Source organism: Mesorhizobium sp. M0145 (genome assembly GCF_040322355.1).
Taxonomy (GTDB): Bacteria; Pseudomonadota; Alphaproteobacteria; order Rhizobiales; family Rhizobiaceae; genus Mesorhizobium.
This window is the reverse complement of sequence record NZ_JAMYTK010000026.1, coordinates 1-16400: the sequence shown is the minus strand read 5'-3', so window position 1 is coordinate 16400 and position 16400 is coordinate 1. Positions and strand designations below refer to the sequence as shown.

The window sequence follows — 16400 nt, the reverse complement described above, 5'->3', positions numbered from 1 at the left end:
GACAATCTATTCAGCGGCCTCAGCGACCTGCACTGGGATGTAATTCAGGATGGGCCCGAGCCACTGCTCGACCTCCGAAATTGACATGTCTTTGCGCCGTGCATAGTCCTCCACCTGATCGCGCTCGATCTTGGCCACCCCGAAATAATAGCTTTCCGGATGGGCGAGATAGATGCCGGAGACCGACGAGCCGGGCCACATGGCATAGCTTTCGGTCAAGGTGACCCCTGCGTTGCGTTCGCCGTCGAGCAGCCTGAACAGCGTCGCCTTCTCGGTATGGTCGGGCTGCGCCGGATAGCCGGGCGCCGGCCTGATGCCGCAATAGGGTTCGCCGATCAGATCCTCCGGGGCCAGGTTCTCGTCCGGCGCATAGCCCCACAACTCTTTTCGGACACGCTCGTGCAGCCGCTCGGCGAAGGCTTCGGCGAAGCGGTCGGCGAGCGCCTTCACCATTATCGAGGAATAATCGTCATTGGCCCGCTCGAAGCGCTCGGCGATCGCCACTTCCTCGATGCCGGCGGTCACGATGAAGCCGCCGAGATAATCCGCCTTGCCACTTTCGAGCGGCGCGACGAAATCCGACAGGGCGACGTTGGCCTTGCCGTCGCGCTTGGTCAGTTGCTGGCGCAGCGTGAAGAAGGTCGCCAGCTCTTGCGAACGCGTGTCGTCGGTGAAAAGCCTGATGTCGTCGCCGACGGCATTGGCCGGCCAGAAGCCGATCACGCCCTTCGGTGCGAACCATTGTTCCGCGATGATCTGCTTCAGCACCGCTTGTGCATCCTCGAACAGCTGGCGCGCCGCCGGCCCCTGTGCCTCGTCTTCGAGAATCTTCGGATAGCGCCCCCTCATCTCCCAGGTCTGGAAGAACGGCGTCCAGTCGATGTAGCGGGCGAGTTCGGCGAGGTCCCAGGTCTCGAAAACCTTCAGCCCAAGGAAGGAGGGGTTTTGCGGGACATAGCCCGACCAGTCGATCTTGTGGGCGTTTGCCCTTGCCCTGGCGAGCGGAAGGCGCAGCTTGTCGGCTTCACTACGCGCATGCGCGTCCGCCACCTTGCGGTACTCGGCGCGTACCATATCGACATAGTCGCCCTTTGCCTGGTGGGACAGCAATGACGAGACGACGCCAACGGCGCGGCTCGCATCTGTGACGTAGACCGTCTGGCCGCGCTCATAGCGCGGGTGGATCTTGACCGCCGTGTGAACGCGGCTGGTCGTCGCCCCGCCAATCAGCAACGGAATGTCGAAACCTTCGCGCTCCATTTCGGAGGCGACATGCGCCATCTCGTCGAGCGACGGCGTGATCAGGCCGGAGAGGCCGATGATGTCGACGTTTTGCTCGCGCGCCGTCCGCAGAATCTTAGTCGCTGGCACCATGACGCCTAGATCGATGATCTCGTAGTTGTTGCAGGCGAGCACGACGCCGACGATGTTCTTGCCGATGTCATGGACGTCGCCCTTGACCGTCGCCATCAGGATTTTTCCGGCGGTCTGGCGTTCGCCGGTGTCGATGCCGTTGGCGGCGTTGGCCAGCTTCTCGGCTTCCATGTGCGGCAGCAGCCCGGCGACCGCCTGTTTCATCACGCGCGCGGACTTGACCACTTGCGGGAGGAACATCTTTCCGGCACCGAACAGGTCGCCGACGACGTTCATGCCGGCCATCAGCGGGCCCTCGATGACATGGAGCGGCCGCTCGGCGGCAAGCCGCGCCTCGTCGGTATCGGCGTCGATGAACTCGGTGATGCCATTGACCAGCGCATGCGAAATGCGCTTGTCGACAGTCCACTCCCGCCAGGCGAGATCGCGTTCCTTGGCCTCCTTGCCGGCGGTTCCCTTGAAGCGCTCGGCAAGTTCCAGCATCCGCTCGGTGGCGCTGCCGCCGCCCGCCGGCTGGCGGTTGTTGACGACGTCCTCGCAGGCTTCGCGCAGTTCCGGATCGATCGATTCGTAGACTGCAAGTTGGCCGGCATTGACGATGCCCATGTCCATGCCGGCCTGGATGGCGTGGTAGAGGAACACGGCATGCATGGCCTCGCGCACCGGTTCGTTGCCGCGAAACGAGAAGGACAGGTTCGAGACGCCACCCGAAATGTGGACGTGAGGTAGGGTCTGGATGATTTCCCGCGTCGCCTCGATGAAGTCGACCCCGTAATTGTTGTGCTCGTCGATGCCGGTGGCGATGGCGAAGATGTTCGGGTCGAAAACGATGTCTTCCGGCGGGAAGCCGGCCTGCTCGGTCAGGAGCTTGTAAGCGCGGGTGCAGATGGCGACTTTTCGCGCCTGCGTGTCCGCCTGGCCTTCCTCGTCGAACGCCATGACGACGACCGCCGCGCCATACGCGCGGACGAGTTTCGCATGGTGGAGAAAAGCTTCCTCGCCTTCCTTCATCGAGATGGAATTGACCAGCGGCTTGCCCTGCACGCATTTCAAGCCAGCCTCGATGATCTCCCATTTCGAACTGTCGATCATCACCGGCACGCGGGCGATATCCGGCTCGGCGGCGATCAGGTTGAAATACTCGACCATCGCCTTCTTCGAATCGATCAGGCCCTCGTCCATGTTGATGTCGATGATCTGGGCACCGTTGGAGACCTGATCGCGCGCGATGTCGAGGGCGGCAGGGTAGTCGCCGGCGGTGATCAGTTTCCTGAATTTCGCCGAGCCGGTGACGTTGGTGCGCTCGCCGACATTGACGAACGGAATTTCCTTGGTGAGCGTGAAGGGTTCCAGACCTGACAGGCGCATTTTGCGCTCGATCTCCGGAATGGCGCGCGGCGGATATTTCCTCACTGCCGCTGCGATGGCGCGGATGTGATCCGGCGTCGAGCCGCAGCAGCCGCCGACGACATTGACCAGTCCCTCGCGCGCAAAACCCTCGATCTGCGCCGCCATGAATTCCGGGCTCTCGTCGTAGCGGCCGAACTCGTTGGGCAGGCCGGCATTGGGATAGGCACAGGTGAAGGTGTTGGCGACGCCGGAAATCTCGGCGACATGTGCGCGCATGGCGTTGGCGCCGAGCGCGCAGTTGAGGCCGACCGTGAACGGACTGGCGTGGCGGATCGAATGCCAGAAGGCCGTCGGTGTCTGGCCCGACAGCGTGCGGCCCGACAGGTCAGTGATCGTGCCTGAGATCATGACCGGAAGATGCACGCCCTTTTCGAGGAAGATCTCGTTGCAGGCGAAGATCGCCGCCTTGGCGTTCAGCGTGTCGAAGATCGTCTCGATCAGGATGATGTCGGCGCCGCCGTCGATCAGGCCGCGCAACTGCTCGCCATAGGCGATGCGCAGATCGTCGAAGTTGACGGCGCGATAGCCGGGGTTGTTGACGTCCGGCGACATCGAGGCGGTGCGGTTGGTCGGTCCCAGCGCGCCGGCGACGAAGCGTCGCTTGCCGTCTTCCTGTTGGGCGCGAATGCACGCCCGCCGCACCAGACGGGCACCGTCCCGGTTCAGGTCATAGACCGCATCCTCCATGCCGTAATCGGCCTGGGCGATCGACGTGGAGGAGAAGGTGTTGGTCTCGATGATGTCGGCGCCGGCAATCGCGTACTGGTAGTGGATTTCCTCGATCGCTTTCGGCTGCGTCAGGATCAGCAGGTCGTTGTTGCCCTGTTGATGGCAGGCGCAGCCGACGAACTTGTCGCCGCGGAACTGTTCCTCGTTGAAGCCATGCCCCTGGATCTGCGTGCCCATCGCGCCGTCGAGGATGAGGATTCGTTCGCGCGCGGCCGATTCCAAGGCAGAACGAATCTCCGATCCATCCGCCTTGGCGACAACGGGTCCGAAAAGGGAATCCAAGGAGGATTCAGAATGCACCACGGTGAGCCTCGGCTTCCAAGATCATACACCGTGACATAAACATATCTTTATGTCAAAATATGATGTGCTCATTGTAACCTTTGATACGTCATGGCAGGCATCACGCTGGTCGTTAGCCCCACTGCCAATGCGGCAAGGCCTATTCCGAGTTCATGTCTCATCTTTCACTCCTCCAAAGAATCTTGAATGTCAGTCCGTCATTTCGCAGTCATGGCAATGTTCCTTCTCGCCAGACCGGAAACCTCCTGGCCATCAAAGGCATTGTGGGGGCCCCGCCTCCGCGATTTCCTCCAATCGGCCCGGTGGCGCCTCCCGGCTTGATCCAAATTTAAGACGCCAACGCACGGGCACTGGCCCTATGAAGATTCATCGCTTTTCGTGCCCGCACCCGAGCAGAAAACTCCCCTCAGGTGCCGGCCTTGGGAGGCAACATTTTCTGCTGTTTCGAATTGCCGGCTTGGTCTCAACTCACGGACCGAGTTGGCCATATTCATGCGAACGAGCACAGAAGAGCGCTATCAGCCCATCTGTCGCGAAGAGCGGAGAAATTGGATCAGGGCAAGTTAATTTCCTCCTCCACGTTTCGCTGGTTGGCAGCGTTATATGTTGTTCTTGGCCACAAATTAAACGGTACGGGAATTCTGTCAAGCCAAAAAACCCGCCGAGGCAACGGCCCCGGGATTCCGCGTATTATCCTCTGCATATTTGCGTGAATGATGCTCGATCCGGTTAGGAGTTGCCGCGCGCACAAGCATTGGTTGCGCCGTCGAGGACCTTGACATTTGTCACGATGGGGGCATTTTTGTTGTCATTGTCAACATTTATAGAGTCGCCAGTACCCAGGAGGAAACAGCCGATGCGCAGATTGGGCATTCATTCGTTCGTATGGACCGGCGGTGGCACTCAGGCCATGCTTGAAGAAGCGATGGAGAATTCGGCTGCGTGCGGTTACCGGCTGATCGAGTTTGCGTATCTTCAACCCGAAAAGTTCGACATCCATCGCCTCGCCAAGAAGGCTCAGTCGTTAGATCTCGAAATCGCCCTCACCATGGGCCTGCCCTTGGGCGCCGATGTGTCGAGCGAGGACGGCGCTGTCGTGAAGGCAGGTGAGGAATTACTCGCGAATGCAGTCGCGGCGGTGCGGGACATCGGCGGCACCAAGCTCGGGGGCATTCTCTATTCCGCGCATACGAAATACTCGACAATGCCGAGTGATCGCGGCCGCAAGAACAGCATTGCAGCCATTGCCAAGACGGCTGACGCAGCAAAGAAGGCCGGCGTCGATCTGGTCCTGGAGGTCGTCAACCGGTTCGAGACGAATCTCTTGAACACGGCGGCTCAGGGCCTCGACTTCATCAAGGCGACCGGCTCCGATCACGTCACGCTCCATCTCGACACGTTTCATATGAACATCGAAGAGGCCAATCCAGCGGCGGCCATTCGTCTGGCCGGCGACAAGATCGGCTATTTTCACATCGGCGAAAGCAATCGCGGCTACCTCGGCGATGGAGTGATCGATTTCGATCGCATCTTCGACGCGCTGCTAGACATCGGCTATAACCGCGACATCACCTTTGAATCGTTCTCCAGCGCCGTGGTCGATGAGGGTCTGTCCCTCGCATGCGCCATATGGCGCGATACCTGGACCGAGAACATGCCGTTGGCAAAGCACGCCAAGGCCTTCATCGACCTGAAAATGCAAGAGGCGGTTCGTCGGCGAACGACGAATGCCCGTCCATAAGTCGAGGATAATCTGATTATGCGGCAGTGCGGACCCTCTGCCTAAGGCGCCCTGCTCCGCGGTCTTCAGCGCTGTAGTGCTGCGGTTTTTTCGCTGTTCATCGGCAGCCTCGGATCCGTGAGACAGAAGCTTCGGGGGATGCGCGTTCAATAAGATCGCGCCAGTTGCTGCACGCCTGCGCGGCGTGTACCAAGTGAGCGCGTTGTGGTTGCGTTCGGCTTGCGGACCGCAGGTAACCTGGAGAGACCTAAGTGAATGACCCGGCGCTGACCGCCAGTTCAAATCGCAGGATTCGACAAAACAATGAAGTGGCGGCTCTAAGAGCCCTTCATCAATTTGGACGTCTCACTCGAGCCGAACTCGCGCGCAAGTTACGGCTTAACCGCTCTTCGTCGGGGCATATCATCGCGAGCCTGACGGCTGACGGTCTGGTGCGCGAAGCAATTGAGGATCTGCCTGAACAAGCGGGCTGTGCCCGAGCCGGCCGTCCCGGCATCATGCTGGAGCTTGTGCCGGATGCTATTTTCTTCCTTGGGGTCGAGATCGGTGTCGAGCATATCAGTACGGTAGAGATCGATCTTGGAACCAATATCGTTTCGACGAATGTGGAACCGTTTGATGGTCCGTCGATCAACGTAGAGGCCGCGGTCGACCGCGCCGTGAGGCTGGCTCTCCAATCTATTCCTGTGTCAAAACTGGAGCGATGTGAAGGCGTTGGCGTATCAACCCCGGCGCAAATGGATAAGAATGGCTTCGTCCACTTTGCGCCGCTTCTCGGCTGGCGAAATGTTCACCTTGCAAAGCTGGTGAGAGACGCCCTGCCGATTCGTGTTCCGGTCCTTGCCGAGAACGATGCCAACGCATTCGCGATCGGCGCGACTTACGGGCGCAGCGAGGTGCATTCCGGCGTCACGCTTTTTCTCGTTATGGAGAGCGGTGTCGGCGGCGGCATTATCGTTGACGGCAGCCTTTTTCGCGGCGCCAACGGGCTGGCGGGGGAGATTGGGCACTTGATTATCAGCGACGCGCCAGGCCCGCGCCGCAATCTCGAACAACTAATCGGCCTTGAAAACATTATGGCCGATTATCGCAAGACCTCCGCCCTCAGTGATCCGACATTCGGCAACTTCCTTTCCGATGTCCAAAACCGGTTGCCCAGCGCCGTCTCAACAGCCGAGGACTGGGCAAGGGCTTTGGCAATAGGCCTGGTGCAGACTTGCCGAATCATCGACGCCGACAAGATCGTGCTAGGCGGTTCGGTCGCCGCACTCTATCCCTTGATGGCTGCCAGGGTCGCTGCACACATCCATGCCATACAGGAATCCAGTTTCCCGTTCCCATCGATCACAATGAATGATGAAGGAACTGTCGGTTCCGCCTTCGGTGCGGCCTGCATGTTACATCAGCGATACTTGTCTCTGCAAAGCCAGCGTTTCGCCGACGGTACGGCGGAACTCGAAGGGGCAGAGGAAGACGAAGACTAATGTCCAGGTTCGGCACTGCCGAACCGATGCTGCTGCTCGGGCTACCCGTCTGATCGCGATTTAGAACGCCATTGTGGCGTGTCCGTCTCGATTGATTAATATGTTGCATAAAGCGACAAACATAATTAATGTAGCCTCTGGAGGAGCATCCCGCATTCCCATCGTGGCCGTCTCGGGTTGTCGTTCGCTGTGGAGCGAGCGGCCGCAACCTCCAGGCGCGTGCTCCAGTCAAAAGATGTGCGCTAGCCGAGTTGTATGATGCCCGCAGATGCGATTTTAAGTCAGACCAAGCTCGCACCCGACGCACTAGGGCCGACGGTGGTCATCGGCGAGATCCTGGTGGAGATCATGGCTAAAAGTCGCGGCGACGGCTTTCTCGAGCCGATAGAGCTTATCGGCCCCTTTCCCAGCGGCGCGCCGGCGATTTTCATCGATCAATGCGCCAAGATCGGCGGGTCGGCGGCAATTGTCGCCTCGGTCGGCGATGACGATTTCGGCCGCATCAACATCGAGCGGCTCCGGTCTGACGGCGTGGACGTATCGGCCATCTCGGTCAGCCAGGATTATCCGACCGGAAGCGCGTTTGTTCGCTATCGCAATGACGGCTCGCGCGACTTTGTCTTCAACATCGGAAAATCGGCGGCGGCCCTGGTGAGCCTGACGGTTGAAGCGAAGGCGCTCTTCGAGCGGGCTGGACACCTCCACGTCATGGGTAGCGCTTTTGCCATCCCGGGTATCTGGGAGACGATGGATCATGCCATCGGCGTCATCAAGCGGCGCGGCGGCTCCGTTTCACTTGACCCGAACTTGCGCAAGGAATTGCTCGGGCTCGGGCAGACGCAGGAGCGCTTCGCCAAGCTCGTCGATGTCGCCGACCTTATCCTGCCCTCCGGCGACGAATTGTTCATGGCAGCTGGAGTTGATGGTGAATCTGCCGCGGTCATCGCGCTCTTTGGGCGCAGTGTGACAGAGATTGCGCTTAAACGCGGCGAACACGGATCAACATTCTTCGGTGCTGACGGCTCGCGGATTGATTGCTCGGCGTTCAGGGTTGCGGAAATTGATCCGACGGGCGCTGGCGACTGTTTCGGCGGCGCTTACGTCGCTTGCCGCCGTCTCGGCATGCCTGTGTTCAAAGCCCTAGAGTATGCCAATGCCGCGGGAGCCCGCAACGTTACTATTCAAGGTCCGATGGAAGGTGCCGCCTCGCGTCGGCAGCTTGACGAATTCATCGCCGTGACCCCGAGAAACGCTCGATGACCGGTCTCCTCAAAAGCCTGGCGGCGGCGCGGCGCAATGGTTCGCCGATAGGCGTCACGTCTGTCTGCTCAGCGCATCCATTGGTCATTCGGGCAGCAGCGCGCAATGCTGCACGCTTCTCCGACATGCTTGTGATCGAAGCAACCTGCAACCAGGTCAACCAGTTCGGTGGCTACACCGGAATGCTGCCCAGCGATTTTGTTCGTCTCGTCCAGCACATATCGGCAGAAGAAAAGCTTCCGATGGAAAGGATCATCTTCGGTGGGGATCACCTTGGGCCAAATCCGTGGCGCGGGGAACATGCCGGCCCAGCGATGGCGAAGGCAGAAGAGATGGTCACGGCGTACGTGTCCGCCGGCTTTCGAAAGATCCACCTCGATGCTTCGATGGGATGCGCCGGCGAGCCTGCCGCGCTCGACGACGCCAGAACGGCGGAGCGTGCAGCGCGGCTGGCCTTGGCGGCAGAGCGCGCGGCGCGCGCCGCAGGAGATGAGGCCCCGGTCTACATCATCGGCACCGAGGTGCCGACGCCCGGCGGCGCCAACCATGCAATCAGCGACATTGAGCCGACCAGCGTAGCGGCGGCGACGCACACGATCGATGTTCATCGCGACCTGTTCCTGAAGCAAGGCTTGGCCGATGCGTTCTCACGCGTCATCGCACTGGTGGTCCAGCCCGGTGTGGAGTTCGGCAATGAGAATGTGGTCCTTTACGATTCCGCCAGGGCACGCGGGCTGACGCGGCTGCTCGAGCAGGAGCCTGGCCTGGTCTACGAGGCGCATTCAACCGACTACCAGGGACGAACATATTTGCGCCAATTGGTCGAGGACGGCTTCCCGATCCTGAAAGTGGGGCCGGAATTGACCTTCGTCCTGCGTGAGGCGCTCTACGCGCTGGACCTTATCGCGACCGATCTTTTGCCTGAATACGGAGCCCGTCCACTCTATCAGGCCATGGAGCGATTGATGCTGGCCAAACCCGGCAATTGGCAGGGCCACTATCACAGCTCGGAAGCCGAACAGCGCATCCAGCGCCACTACTCGTTCTCGGACCGCATCCGGTATTACTGGAACCAGCCGGAGGCGGAAGCAGCGGTCGCGAGCCTGACCGCGGCCCTGCACGGCAAGACGGTGCCGCTCACGCTGTTTCGCCAGCATCTGCCCGCATTCGAGGCGTTTGCAGGCAAACCGCTCGAGCCTACCTCGTTACTGATCGCCTCGATCCAGCGCAGCCTGGACGAGTACCGCTTCGCCTGCACGGGCGAGGCACTCAACACCGAAAGCAACCCGACGGCTGGAGGACGAAGATGAGCGAACAACTCTCTGGAAAGGTCATTGCAATCACGGGCGCGGCATCGGGTATCGGCCTTGCTTGTGTCCGTGGTTGTCTCGATGCTGGCGCGCGGGTGGTCCTGATCGACTATGCGGATGAGAAACTGCGCAGCCTGGCTGCTGATCTCGGCGAGAACGCGATTCCTTTGAGGGTGGATCTCACCAATCCGGAAAGCGTGGCAGGCATGATGCCCGGCATTCTGGACAAGGTCGGTCACCTCGACGCCTTCCATGCCAATGCCGGCGCCTATATCGGCGGCGATTTCATTGATGGTGATCCGGACGCCTTTGACGGGATGCTGAAGCTGAACGTCAATGCCGTATTCCGAACGGTCCATGCGGTCCTGCCGCACATGATCGAGCGGGGCACGGGAGACATTGTCGTCACCAGTTCCGTTGCCGGCCATACCGCAATACCATGGGAGCCGATCTACACCGCTTCCAAGCACGCAGTTCAAGCGTTCGTCCATGCGCTGAGGCGACAGGTGGCGAAGCACGGCATCCGTGTCGGCGCGATCGCCCCCGGACCGGTCCTGACGCCCCTCGTCGCCGACTGGCCGAAGGAGAACCTCGACCGGGCGATGGCGGCCGGAAATCTGTTTGAGCCGAAGGAAATTGCCGAAGTCCTGCTGTTCATGCTGACCCGGCCGAGAACGGTGACAATTCGCGATATCGTCATTCTGCCGACCAACTTCGACATTTGAGACGTAGCGTCTCGGCATCGAAATTCGGGGAGGTAGGCCATGTACCAAGCGCGCTTCAGGGTGGACAACGAGGTCGCCGTGGTGACCGGCGGAGGCAGAGGTATTGGCCTCGCATGTGCCGAAGCGTTGGGCGAGTCCGGAGCGCATGTGGTCATCATAGAGCCCGACGAGCAGATCGGCAGTGCTGGCAGGGATGCACTGACTGCGAAAGGCTACTCGGCCGAGCTGATGCTCGGTGACGTCACTTCGTCAACAAGGATGAGCGAGATTGCTGACACGCTCGCCACTCGTGGCACGCCGGCTTCGATTCTCGTCAACAATGCCGGCGTCGGCAGCAGCGGCATTTCGTCGGAAGATATCAGTGATGAACTCTGGCTGTGGATGATGAACGTCAACATCAACGGCGTCTTCTGGTGCTCGCGCGCTTTCGGCCGCCACATGATCGCGGCCGGCCGCGGCTCAATCGTCAATCTGGGTTCCATGTCGGGCACGATCTGCAACCGGCCGCAGCCGCAAACACCTTACAATGTCTCCAAGGCGGCCGTGCATCACATGACCCGCTCGATCGCCGCCGAGTGGGCGCCTCATGGCGTGCGGGTTAACGCGGTGGCGCCAACCTACATCGAAACGCCGATGGTCCTGGCGATTCCGGAAAACGCGCCGCGTATAGAAGCGTGGTTGCGAGACACGCCAATGGGCCGCATGGGCCAGGCGCACGAAGTCGCCAGCGCTGTCCTGTTCCTCGCTTCCGACGCGGCCAGTTTGATGACCGGAGCCGTCGTACCCGTCGATGGGGGATTTACGTGCTGGTAGGACGGTAGCAGCCAAGAGTTTCCTCGCGGTCACTTCTCTCACCGAAGCTCGAGCTCGAGAAGGTGGATGCGGCTTCGGCCGCCGGCACATCGCCTTAGGTAACCTCGGCGCCGATCGCAGCCAGCGCGAACCACGTCGAAATCCTTGTCCCCAACCAACAGTCGAGCCGCCCGCCAGGCACCGCCGACCAATGTAGATCGGCAATCTTCAGCAAAATTAGTGACGCCTCCGCATGGGCGACGCTGGCCGAGCCCTGCTTCGAACGGTCATGCCGCCGCTGGGCAGTTCGCAGTCTCGCCGCGACTACCAGAAGGCTTGTATGCGCCCATTGCGATGGCGCGCACCTCCAGCGGTGTAGTCGAGCAGAGTCGCCTGCCTTCTAACTCATTCGAGGGAGACCGGGCGATCAGACGGCTCGCCGTCGGCTTAATGCCCATTGATATAGGTCATGGAATTTGTTTGTTGTCGCAGCCAACAAATTACAAGATCGGGAGGATAGGACGAAATGCTACCCCTTCATAATTTTCGTGGACTAATGACCTCGACGGATCTGTAGGATTTGCGCACGCCGCTCAGCTTGAGCTCAGCCATGGCCTGCCTCCCGGGCACCGGCACGTTTGGTCGTGTCGTTGTTGTTTTCGTCATCTTGCGCCATCGCCAGCGGCGCGCCTGGTTCGCCTTCCCACAGGATCAGGCTGGCGGCGCCGATCAGTCCGGCCTGATTGCCGAGTTGCGCCGGCACGATGGGTACGTCCCGGTAGGCGGGCATCGCCCGCTGCTCGACGACCGCCCTGATGCTTGGAGCCAAGAGGTCGAAACCGTTGGCGAGACCGCCACCCATTACGATCAGGTCCGGCGAATAGAGATGAAGCAGATTGGTGAAGCCGATGCCCAGCCAATTCGCCTCCGCCTCGATGAGTGTGCGCGCGCGCCCGTCGCCTGCACGCGCGGCCTCGACCACGTGCCTGGCCGAGACGTCGCCGTCGGCCGCAAGGCGACGCAGCAGCGAGCCGTCGCCCGGCGCCGTCAGCGCCGTGGCGCGCCGCCCGAGCGCGGTTCCGGAGGCGACCGCCTCGAAGCAGCCGACGGCGCCGCAGAAGCAGCGGTCGCCTTCGCCGGTGATGGTCATGTGGCCGATCTCGGCCGCCAGCCCGCGCCGGCCATGATAGATGTGACCCTCGGCAACGACGCCACCGCCAATGCCAGTCGACACGGTGACGAACACCATCGACCCGGTGCCACGCCCGGCGCCGAAGCGCCATTCGCCGAGCGCTGCGGCATTGGCGTCGTTCTCCAGCCGCACCGGCAGACCGAAATACTTGCCGAGAATGTCGATCAACGGCACGTCGTGCCAGCCAGCCAGTGTCGGCGGTGCGATCACGATCCCGGCCTTGGGGTCGAGCGGCCCCGGTGCGCCGACGCCGATGCCGGCAACCTTGGCCTGTGGGTGCTGTGTCAGAAGGTCCCCGGCCAGCGCGATGATCTGGCCGATCACCGCTTCCGATCCCGCGATCGCCATCGTCGGGGCCGAAACATGGGCGATCACGTGGCCGCCGCTCTCGACCAGCGCGCCGCGCAGCTCCGTTCCGCCGAGATCGAAGGCAAGCGCAACCTTTGTCATCAGGCGGCAATCTCCAGCCCATGCAGCCAGGCCATGCGCTGCGCAAGGTCGGGGTCGCCGAATGCCAGCGATCCGAGCACCACGGTTTCGGCGCCGGCGGCGCGCAGGCGGGGCACCGTTTCGTGGCGGATGCCGCCATCGGCAGCCAAGATGATTTCGTTCTCTCGACCTGCTTTTCGCATCAGCGCCCGTGCCTCGATCAGGCGCGGGCCGGCCTGGTCGGACAGGCTCTGGCCCTTGACGCCGATGGATGTGCCGAGAAGCGTCACGAAAGCCACTTGCGACAGGAAAGGTTTGACCGCGGCCACCGGCGTTTCCAGTCTCAGCACCACCCCGGCCTCGACGCCGAGCTCACGCGCCAGCCGCACGGCGCGTAGGCCGGCCTCGCCGTTTTCCGCATGGACGCTGACAAGATCGGCGCCGGCCTCGATGAATTGGCGCGTCTGCTCCTCGACGATCTCCGCTTCAACCATCAAATGCACATGGATCGGCTTTGCCGTCAGCATGGCAATCCGCGCCACTAGGTCCGGAAAGAACAGGAAGCCGGGGGTGAAGCGGGCGTCCGCGACGTCGATGTGGTGGAGGTCGACAAACGGATCTATGCGCTTCAGGTCGCGCTCCATATTGGCGAGGTCGGCCGACCACAGCGAAAACTCGCCGAGCAGCCGGTTGCGCGGAAGGGCGGCGATGGCAGCGGGGCCGGACAGGGATTTGGTCGTCATAACGGGACAAGGCTCCGGATGTTGAAGTGAGCGCGAAGGAAGGTCGTGATCTCAGCCTGCAGCTCGGCGAAATGCCTGACGCTGTCGAGCGCCTTGGGAGAGATTTCCGCAAAGGTTGCGCCGGGGATCGCCGTGGCAAGCGTGCGCGCAGCCGGCAGCGGATGCACCGCATCCATGGCGTTGCCGATGACCAGCGTGGGGACGCCAAGGGCAGCGGCGTTGCTTTCAGAAACGCCCGGTCCGTCGGCGGCGATGTCGGCGAGGACCTGCGCGAATGGCGCGGCGTCCGGCCGGTCGAAATAGCCGAATAATGAGGCGAGATTGTCGGGCGCGTGGCGCTGCAGGCGCTCGGCGGTTTCCGATTGCGCGAAGATCGTCCTGGCCTTGTCGGGGCCGTGGTCGAGGATGAGGCCGGCGACCTCGGCGATCGGCCGCAGGTTCACCGGCGCGCTGTCGAAAATCCAGGCCGGGCGTACAAGCAGCAGACCCGCGATGCGGTCCGGGTGGCGACAGGCAAGGCGCAAGGCAATGGCGGCGCCCATGGAAACGCCGCCGGCGACGAAACGGTCGAGACCGGCTTGATCGGCGGCGGCAACAACATCGTCCGCGAACATGCTCAGGGAAAACGGACGGCGGCTGCCCAGTCCGGAGGCGCCGTGCCCGCGGCATTCCAGCGTGATGCGCCGCAAGTCGGCACCGGCCGGGAAAGCCTGGGCGATTTGCGCCTCGCCGCCGCCCAGCCCATGCTGGAAGACGACGGCAAGCCCGTTGCCATTATCAGAAATCCGAAGCGTGGCGTCGTCGCGAAGCAGAGCGGCCAGGCGCGCCATCAGGTCAGCCCCATCAGGAAGCGAGCAACCCCTGGTGCCTCTTCGGCCGAGAGGCCATGCGTGACCAGCGGCCCGTCAAAGCCTGATGACTTCAGCCTGGCGACGAAATCCGGGAAATCGACGACGCCCCTGCCGGCGGTGGCAAAGCGCCCGTCGGCGAAGCGGTCCTTGGCATGCGCCATGGCGACGTGGCCGGCAGTGCGTTCGACGGCGGCGGCCACGATGGCGCTTGCTTCCTCGGGGCTCGCCTGTTCGAACAGGTTGGCCGGATCGAGCACGACGCGCAACCGCTTCGAGCCCATCTCGGCGATGAGGCGCATCGCATCCTGCGCCGAGGTTACGATGTTGGCCTGTTCGGGCTCGATGCCGAGATCGACGCCATGACGCTCGGCGAGTTGAAGCGCCTTTTCGATCTCGCCTGCCATGTCGTCCCATGCCTCACGGTCGGCGTTGTCGGGGTGATACGCCCATTGATCGTCCGCGTTGCGCGTTCCCGTGCACAGGGTGACGAGCGGAACAGCAAGGGACGCCGCGGCCTTGATGACCACGCCAAGCCGGCGCATGCCGTCGTCGCGCACCGCTTTGTCCGAATGGGCCATATTGTAGGTGCCCGACAGCGCCACCAGGGCGACGCCGGAGGCACCGGATGCTGCCGCGATGGCGCTGATGGCACCGTCAGGTACCGCATCCGGCATCGACGGCAGGCCGGCGCAGGCAAGATTGAACTGGGTGACGGCAAATCCCGCGTCGCGCACCGCCGCCAGCACGCCGGCCGGCTCGCTGCCCGGGAAGGTCCTGGCGAACACCCCGACCTGCATCAGACCGCTCCCGTGACGGCAGCGATCTCGACGCGCAGCCCGCTCTCCACCGAGCGGGCGATCGCCACCATGGCGCGGATCGAGGCGAGGCCGTCCTCGACATCGGCGCCGCGCAGCGGCGCGCCGTCGAGGACCGTGTTGGCGAGGCCTTCGAGTTGCCGCCTGAAGAAATGGCCGTCGGCGCCAAGCGGCTTTCGCGCCGTCGCATCCTTCTCGTGAAAGATGTCGACCTCGCTCGCTCGGAAATACCAGGGATTGAAGGTCTTTGCGATCACGGAGCCGTTCTCGCCATAGAGTTGAAAGCCTTCGTGCCAGTCCATGCGGACGGCGACGGTGAGGTCGAGATGGCCGAGCGCGCCATTGGCGAATTCAGTTTCGACGAACCAGCAATAGGCGCCGAAACGCTCATTGAGGCGGGCGCGCACCGCGACAATCTCGCCGCAGAGGAAGCGTGCTGTATCGACAAGGTGCGAGCCGTGCGCGAGCATGAAATACTGCCTGAGGTCGGCCTTCGGATTGCCGGCCGGCTTCTTTGCCAGCTTGCTGGTGACGGGCAGCGGCTGCACCGCGTCGGTGTTGGTGTAGCGATGCGTGGAATCGCAATACCAGGCCTTCAGCGCCAGGATTTCGCCCATCTCGTCGCGGACGAAATCGCGCGCCGCTTCCAGTGCCGGGTCGAAGCGCTTCATATGTCCGACCTGCAGCACCTTGCCGGAGCGCTTAACCGCATCGGCGAGCGTCTCACCTTCCTCGACCGAGACGCCGATCGGCTTCTCGCACAGCACGTGCTTGCCGGCCTCGAGCGCCTTGATCGACATCGCAACGTGATAGGCGTCCGAGGTCGCAACGATCACCGCTTCCAGCTCAGGGTCGGCGAGCATCTCATCGTAGTCGCCATACATTTTTTCGGGCTCATAAGTCGCGCCCATGCGCGCCAGCAGGTCGGGAGCGGCATCGCAGATCGCATAGAGGTCGGCATTCCTGGCTTTCACGCAGGATTCCAGATGGGCAAATTGCGCGATCGGCCCGCAGCCGAGCACACCGACACGTAGGCGACGGTCTTGCTTGCGGATCATGGTCTCTTCCTCAGGCGCCGTAGCCGCGCATCGTCTGGCGGTTGGTCTTGACCGCGGGCCCCGGGGAGGCGGGCGCGGGGTCCGGTTGAAGATACCGCACCCCCCCCCCCATTGACAGATGGAATATTAACAAATGAGCGAGGCCCCCCCACGAGGGAGGTGAGTCTAGGGGGGGGGCCGGTAC

General features: G+C 62.2%; 12 protein-coding genes. 6 read left to right on the top strand and 6 right to left on the bottom strand.

The window, feature by feature from the left end; translation table 11 throughout:
* Window positions 1-6: 6 nt before the first annotated feature.
* Complete coding sequence (gene metH / locus NKJ28_RS27155) at window positions 7-3816, bottom strand: methionine synthase (RefSeq protein WP_036239289.1); 3810 nt, start codon at window positions 3814-3816, stop codon at window positions 7-9.
* An 856-nt stretch (window positions 3817-4672) separates the two neighbouring features.
* On the opposite strand from metH, the gene NKJ28_RS27150 reads away from it, so the two are divergent.
* The 6 genes from NKJ28_RS27150 to NKJ28_RS27125 all read left to right on the top strand — a co-directional run bounded on the left by NKJ28_RS27150 (window position 4673) and on the right by NKJ28_RS27125 (window position 11149).
* Window positions 4673-5557: a sugar phosphate isomerase/epimerase family protein gene (locus NKJ28_RS27150; RefSeq protein ID WP_023679418.1), complete on the top strand. Its 885-nt coding sequence runs from the start codon at window positions 4673-4675 to the stop codon at window positions 5555-5557.
* 251 nt (window positions 5558-5808) lie between these two features.
* Window positions 5809-7041, top strand: coding sequence for an ROK family transcriptional regulator (locus NKJ28_RS27145; protein ID WP_352637647.1), 1233 nt, complete (start codon window positions 5809-5811; stop codon window positions 7039-7041).
* 258 nt (window positions 7042-7299) lie between these two features.
* Window positions 7300-8301: a tagatose kinase gene (locus NKJ28_RS27140; protein WP_352637646.1), complete on the top strand. Its 1002-nt coding sequence runs from the start codon at window positions 7300-7302 to the stop codon at window positions 8299-8301.
* The gene (locus NKJ28_RS27135; RefSeq protein ID WP_352637645.1) at window positions 8298-9611 is read left to right on the top strand and encodes a D-tagatose-bisphosphate aldolase, class II, non-catalytic subunit; all 1314 of its coding nucleotides are present in this window, start codon (window positions 8298-8300) and stop codon (window positions 9609-9611) included. The genes NKJ28_RS27140 and NKJ28_RS27135 overlap by 4 nt, the downstream gene beginning before the upstream one ends.
* On the top strand, window positions 9608-10336 hold the full coding sequence (locus tag NKJ28_RS27130; protein WP_023679413.1) for an SDR family oxidoreductase: 729 nt from the start codon (window positions 9608-9610) through the stop codon (window positions 10334-10336). Before NKJ28_RS27135 ends, NKJ28_RS27130 begins: the two co-directional genes overlap by 4 nt.
* 39 nt (window positions 10337-10375) lie before the next feature.
* Complete coding sequence (locus tag NKJ28_RS27125; protein ID WP_023679412.1) at window positions 10376-11149, top strand: SDR family NAD(P)-dependent oxidoreductase; 774 nt, start codon at window positions 10376-10378, stop codon at window positions 11147-11149.
* 583 nt (window positions 11150-11732) lie between these two features.
* On the opposite strand, the gene NKJ28_RS27120 is transcribed toward NKJ28_RS27125, so the two are convergent.
* From NKJ28_RS27120 to NKJ28_RS27100, 5 genes are read right to left on the bottom strand one after another with little or no spacing between them, the layout of a single operon-like run.
* On the bottom strand, window positions 11733-12770 hold the full coding sequence (locus NKJ28_RS27120) for an ROK family protein (protein WP_352637643.1): 1038 nt from the start codon (window positions 12768-12770) through the stop codon (window positions 11733-11735).
* Window positions 12770-13492 (bottom strand): ribulose-phosphate 3-epimerase, encoded by a 723-nt coding sequence (locus tag NKJ28_RS27115; protein ID WP_352524746.1) that lies wholly within the window; start codon window positions 13490-13492, stop codon window positions 12770-12772. Before NKJ28_RS27115 ends, NKJ28_RS27120 begins: the two co-directional genes overlap by 1 nt.
* On the bottom strand, window positions 13489-14322 hold the full coding sequence (locus tag NKJ28_RS27110) for an alpha/beta fold hydrolase (RefSeq protein ID WP_023680303.1): 834 nt from the start codon (window positions 14320-14322) through the stop codon (window positions 13489-13491). The genes NKJ28_RS27115 and NKJ28_RS27110 overlap by 4 nt, the downstream gene beginning before the upstream one ends.
* The gene (locus NKJ28_RS27105) at window positions 14322-15140 is read right to left on the bottom strand and encodes a sugar phosphate isomerase/epimerase family protein (protein WP_352457864.1); all 819 of its coding nucleotides are present in this window, start codon (window positions 15138-15140) and stop codon (window positions 14322-14324) included. Before NKJ28_RS27105 ends, NKJ28_RS27110 begins: the two co-directional genes overlap by 1 nt.
* On the bottom strand, window positions 15140-16216 hold the full coding sequence (locus NKJ28_RS27100) for a Gfo/Idh/MocA family protein (RefSeq protein ID WP_352457863.1): 1077 nt from the start codon (window positions 16214-16216) through the stop codon (window positions 15140-15142). The genes NKJ28_RS27105 and NKJ28_RS27100 overlap by 1 nt, the downstream gene beginning before the upstream one ends.
* Window positions 16217-16400 lie beyond the last annotated feature (184 nt).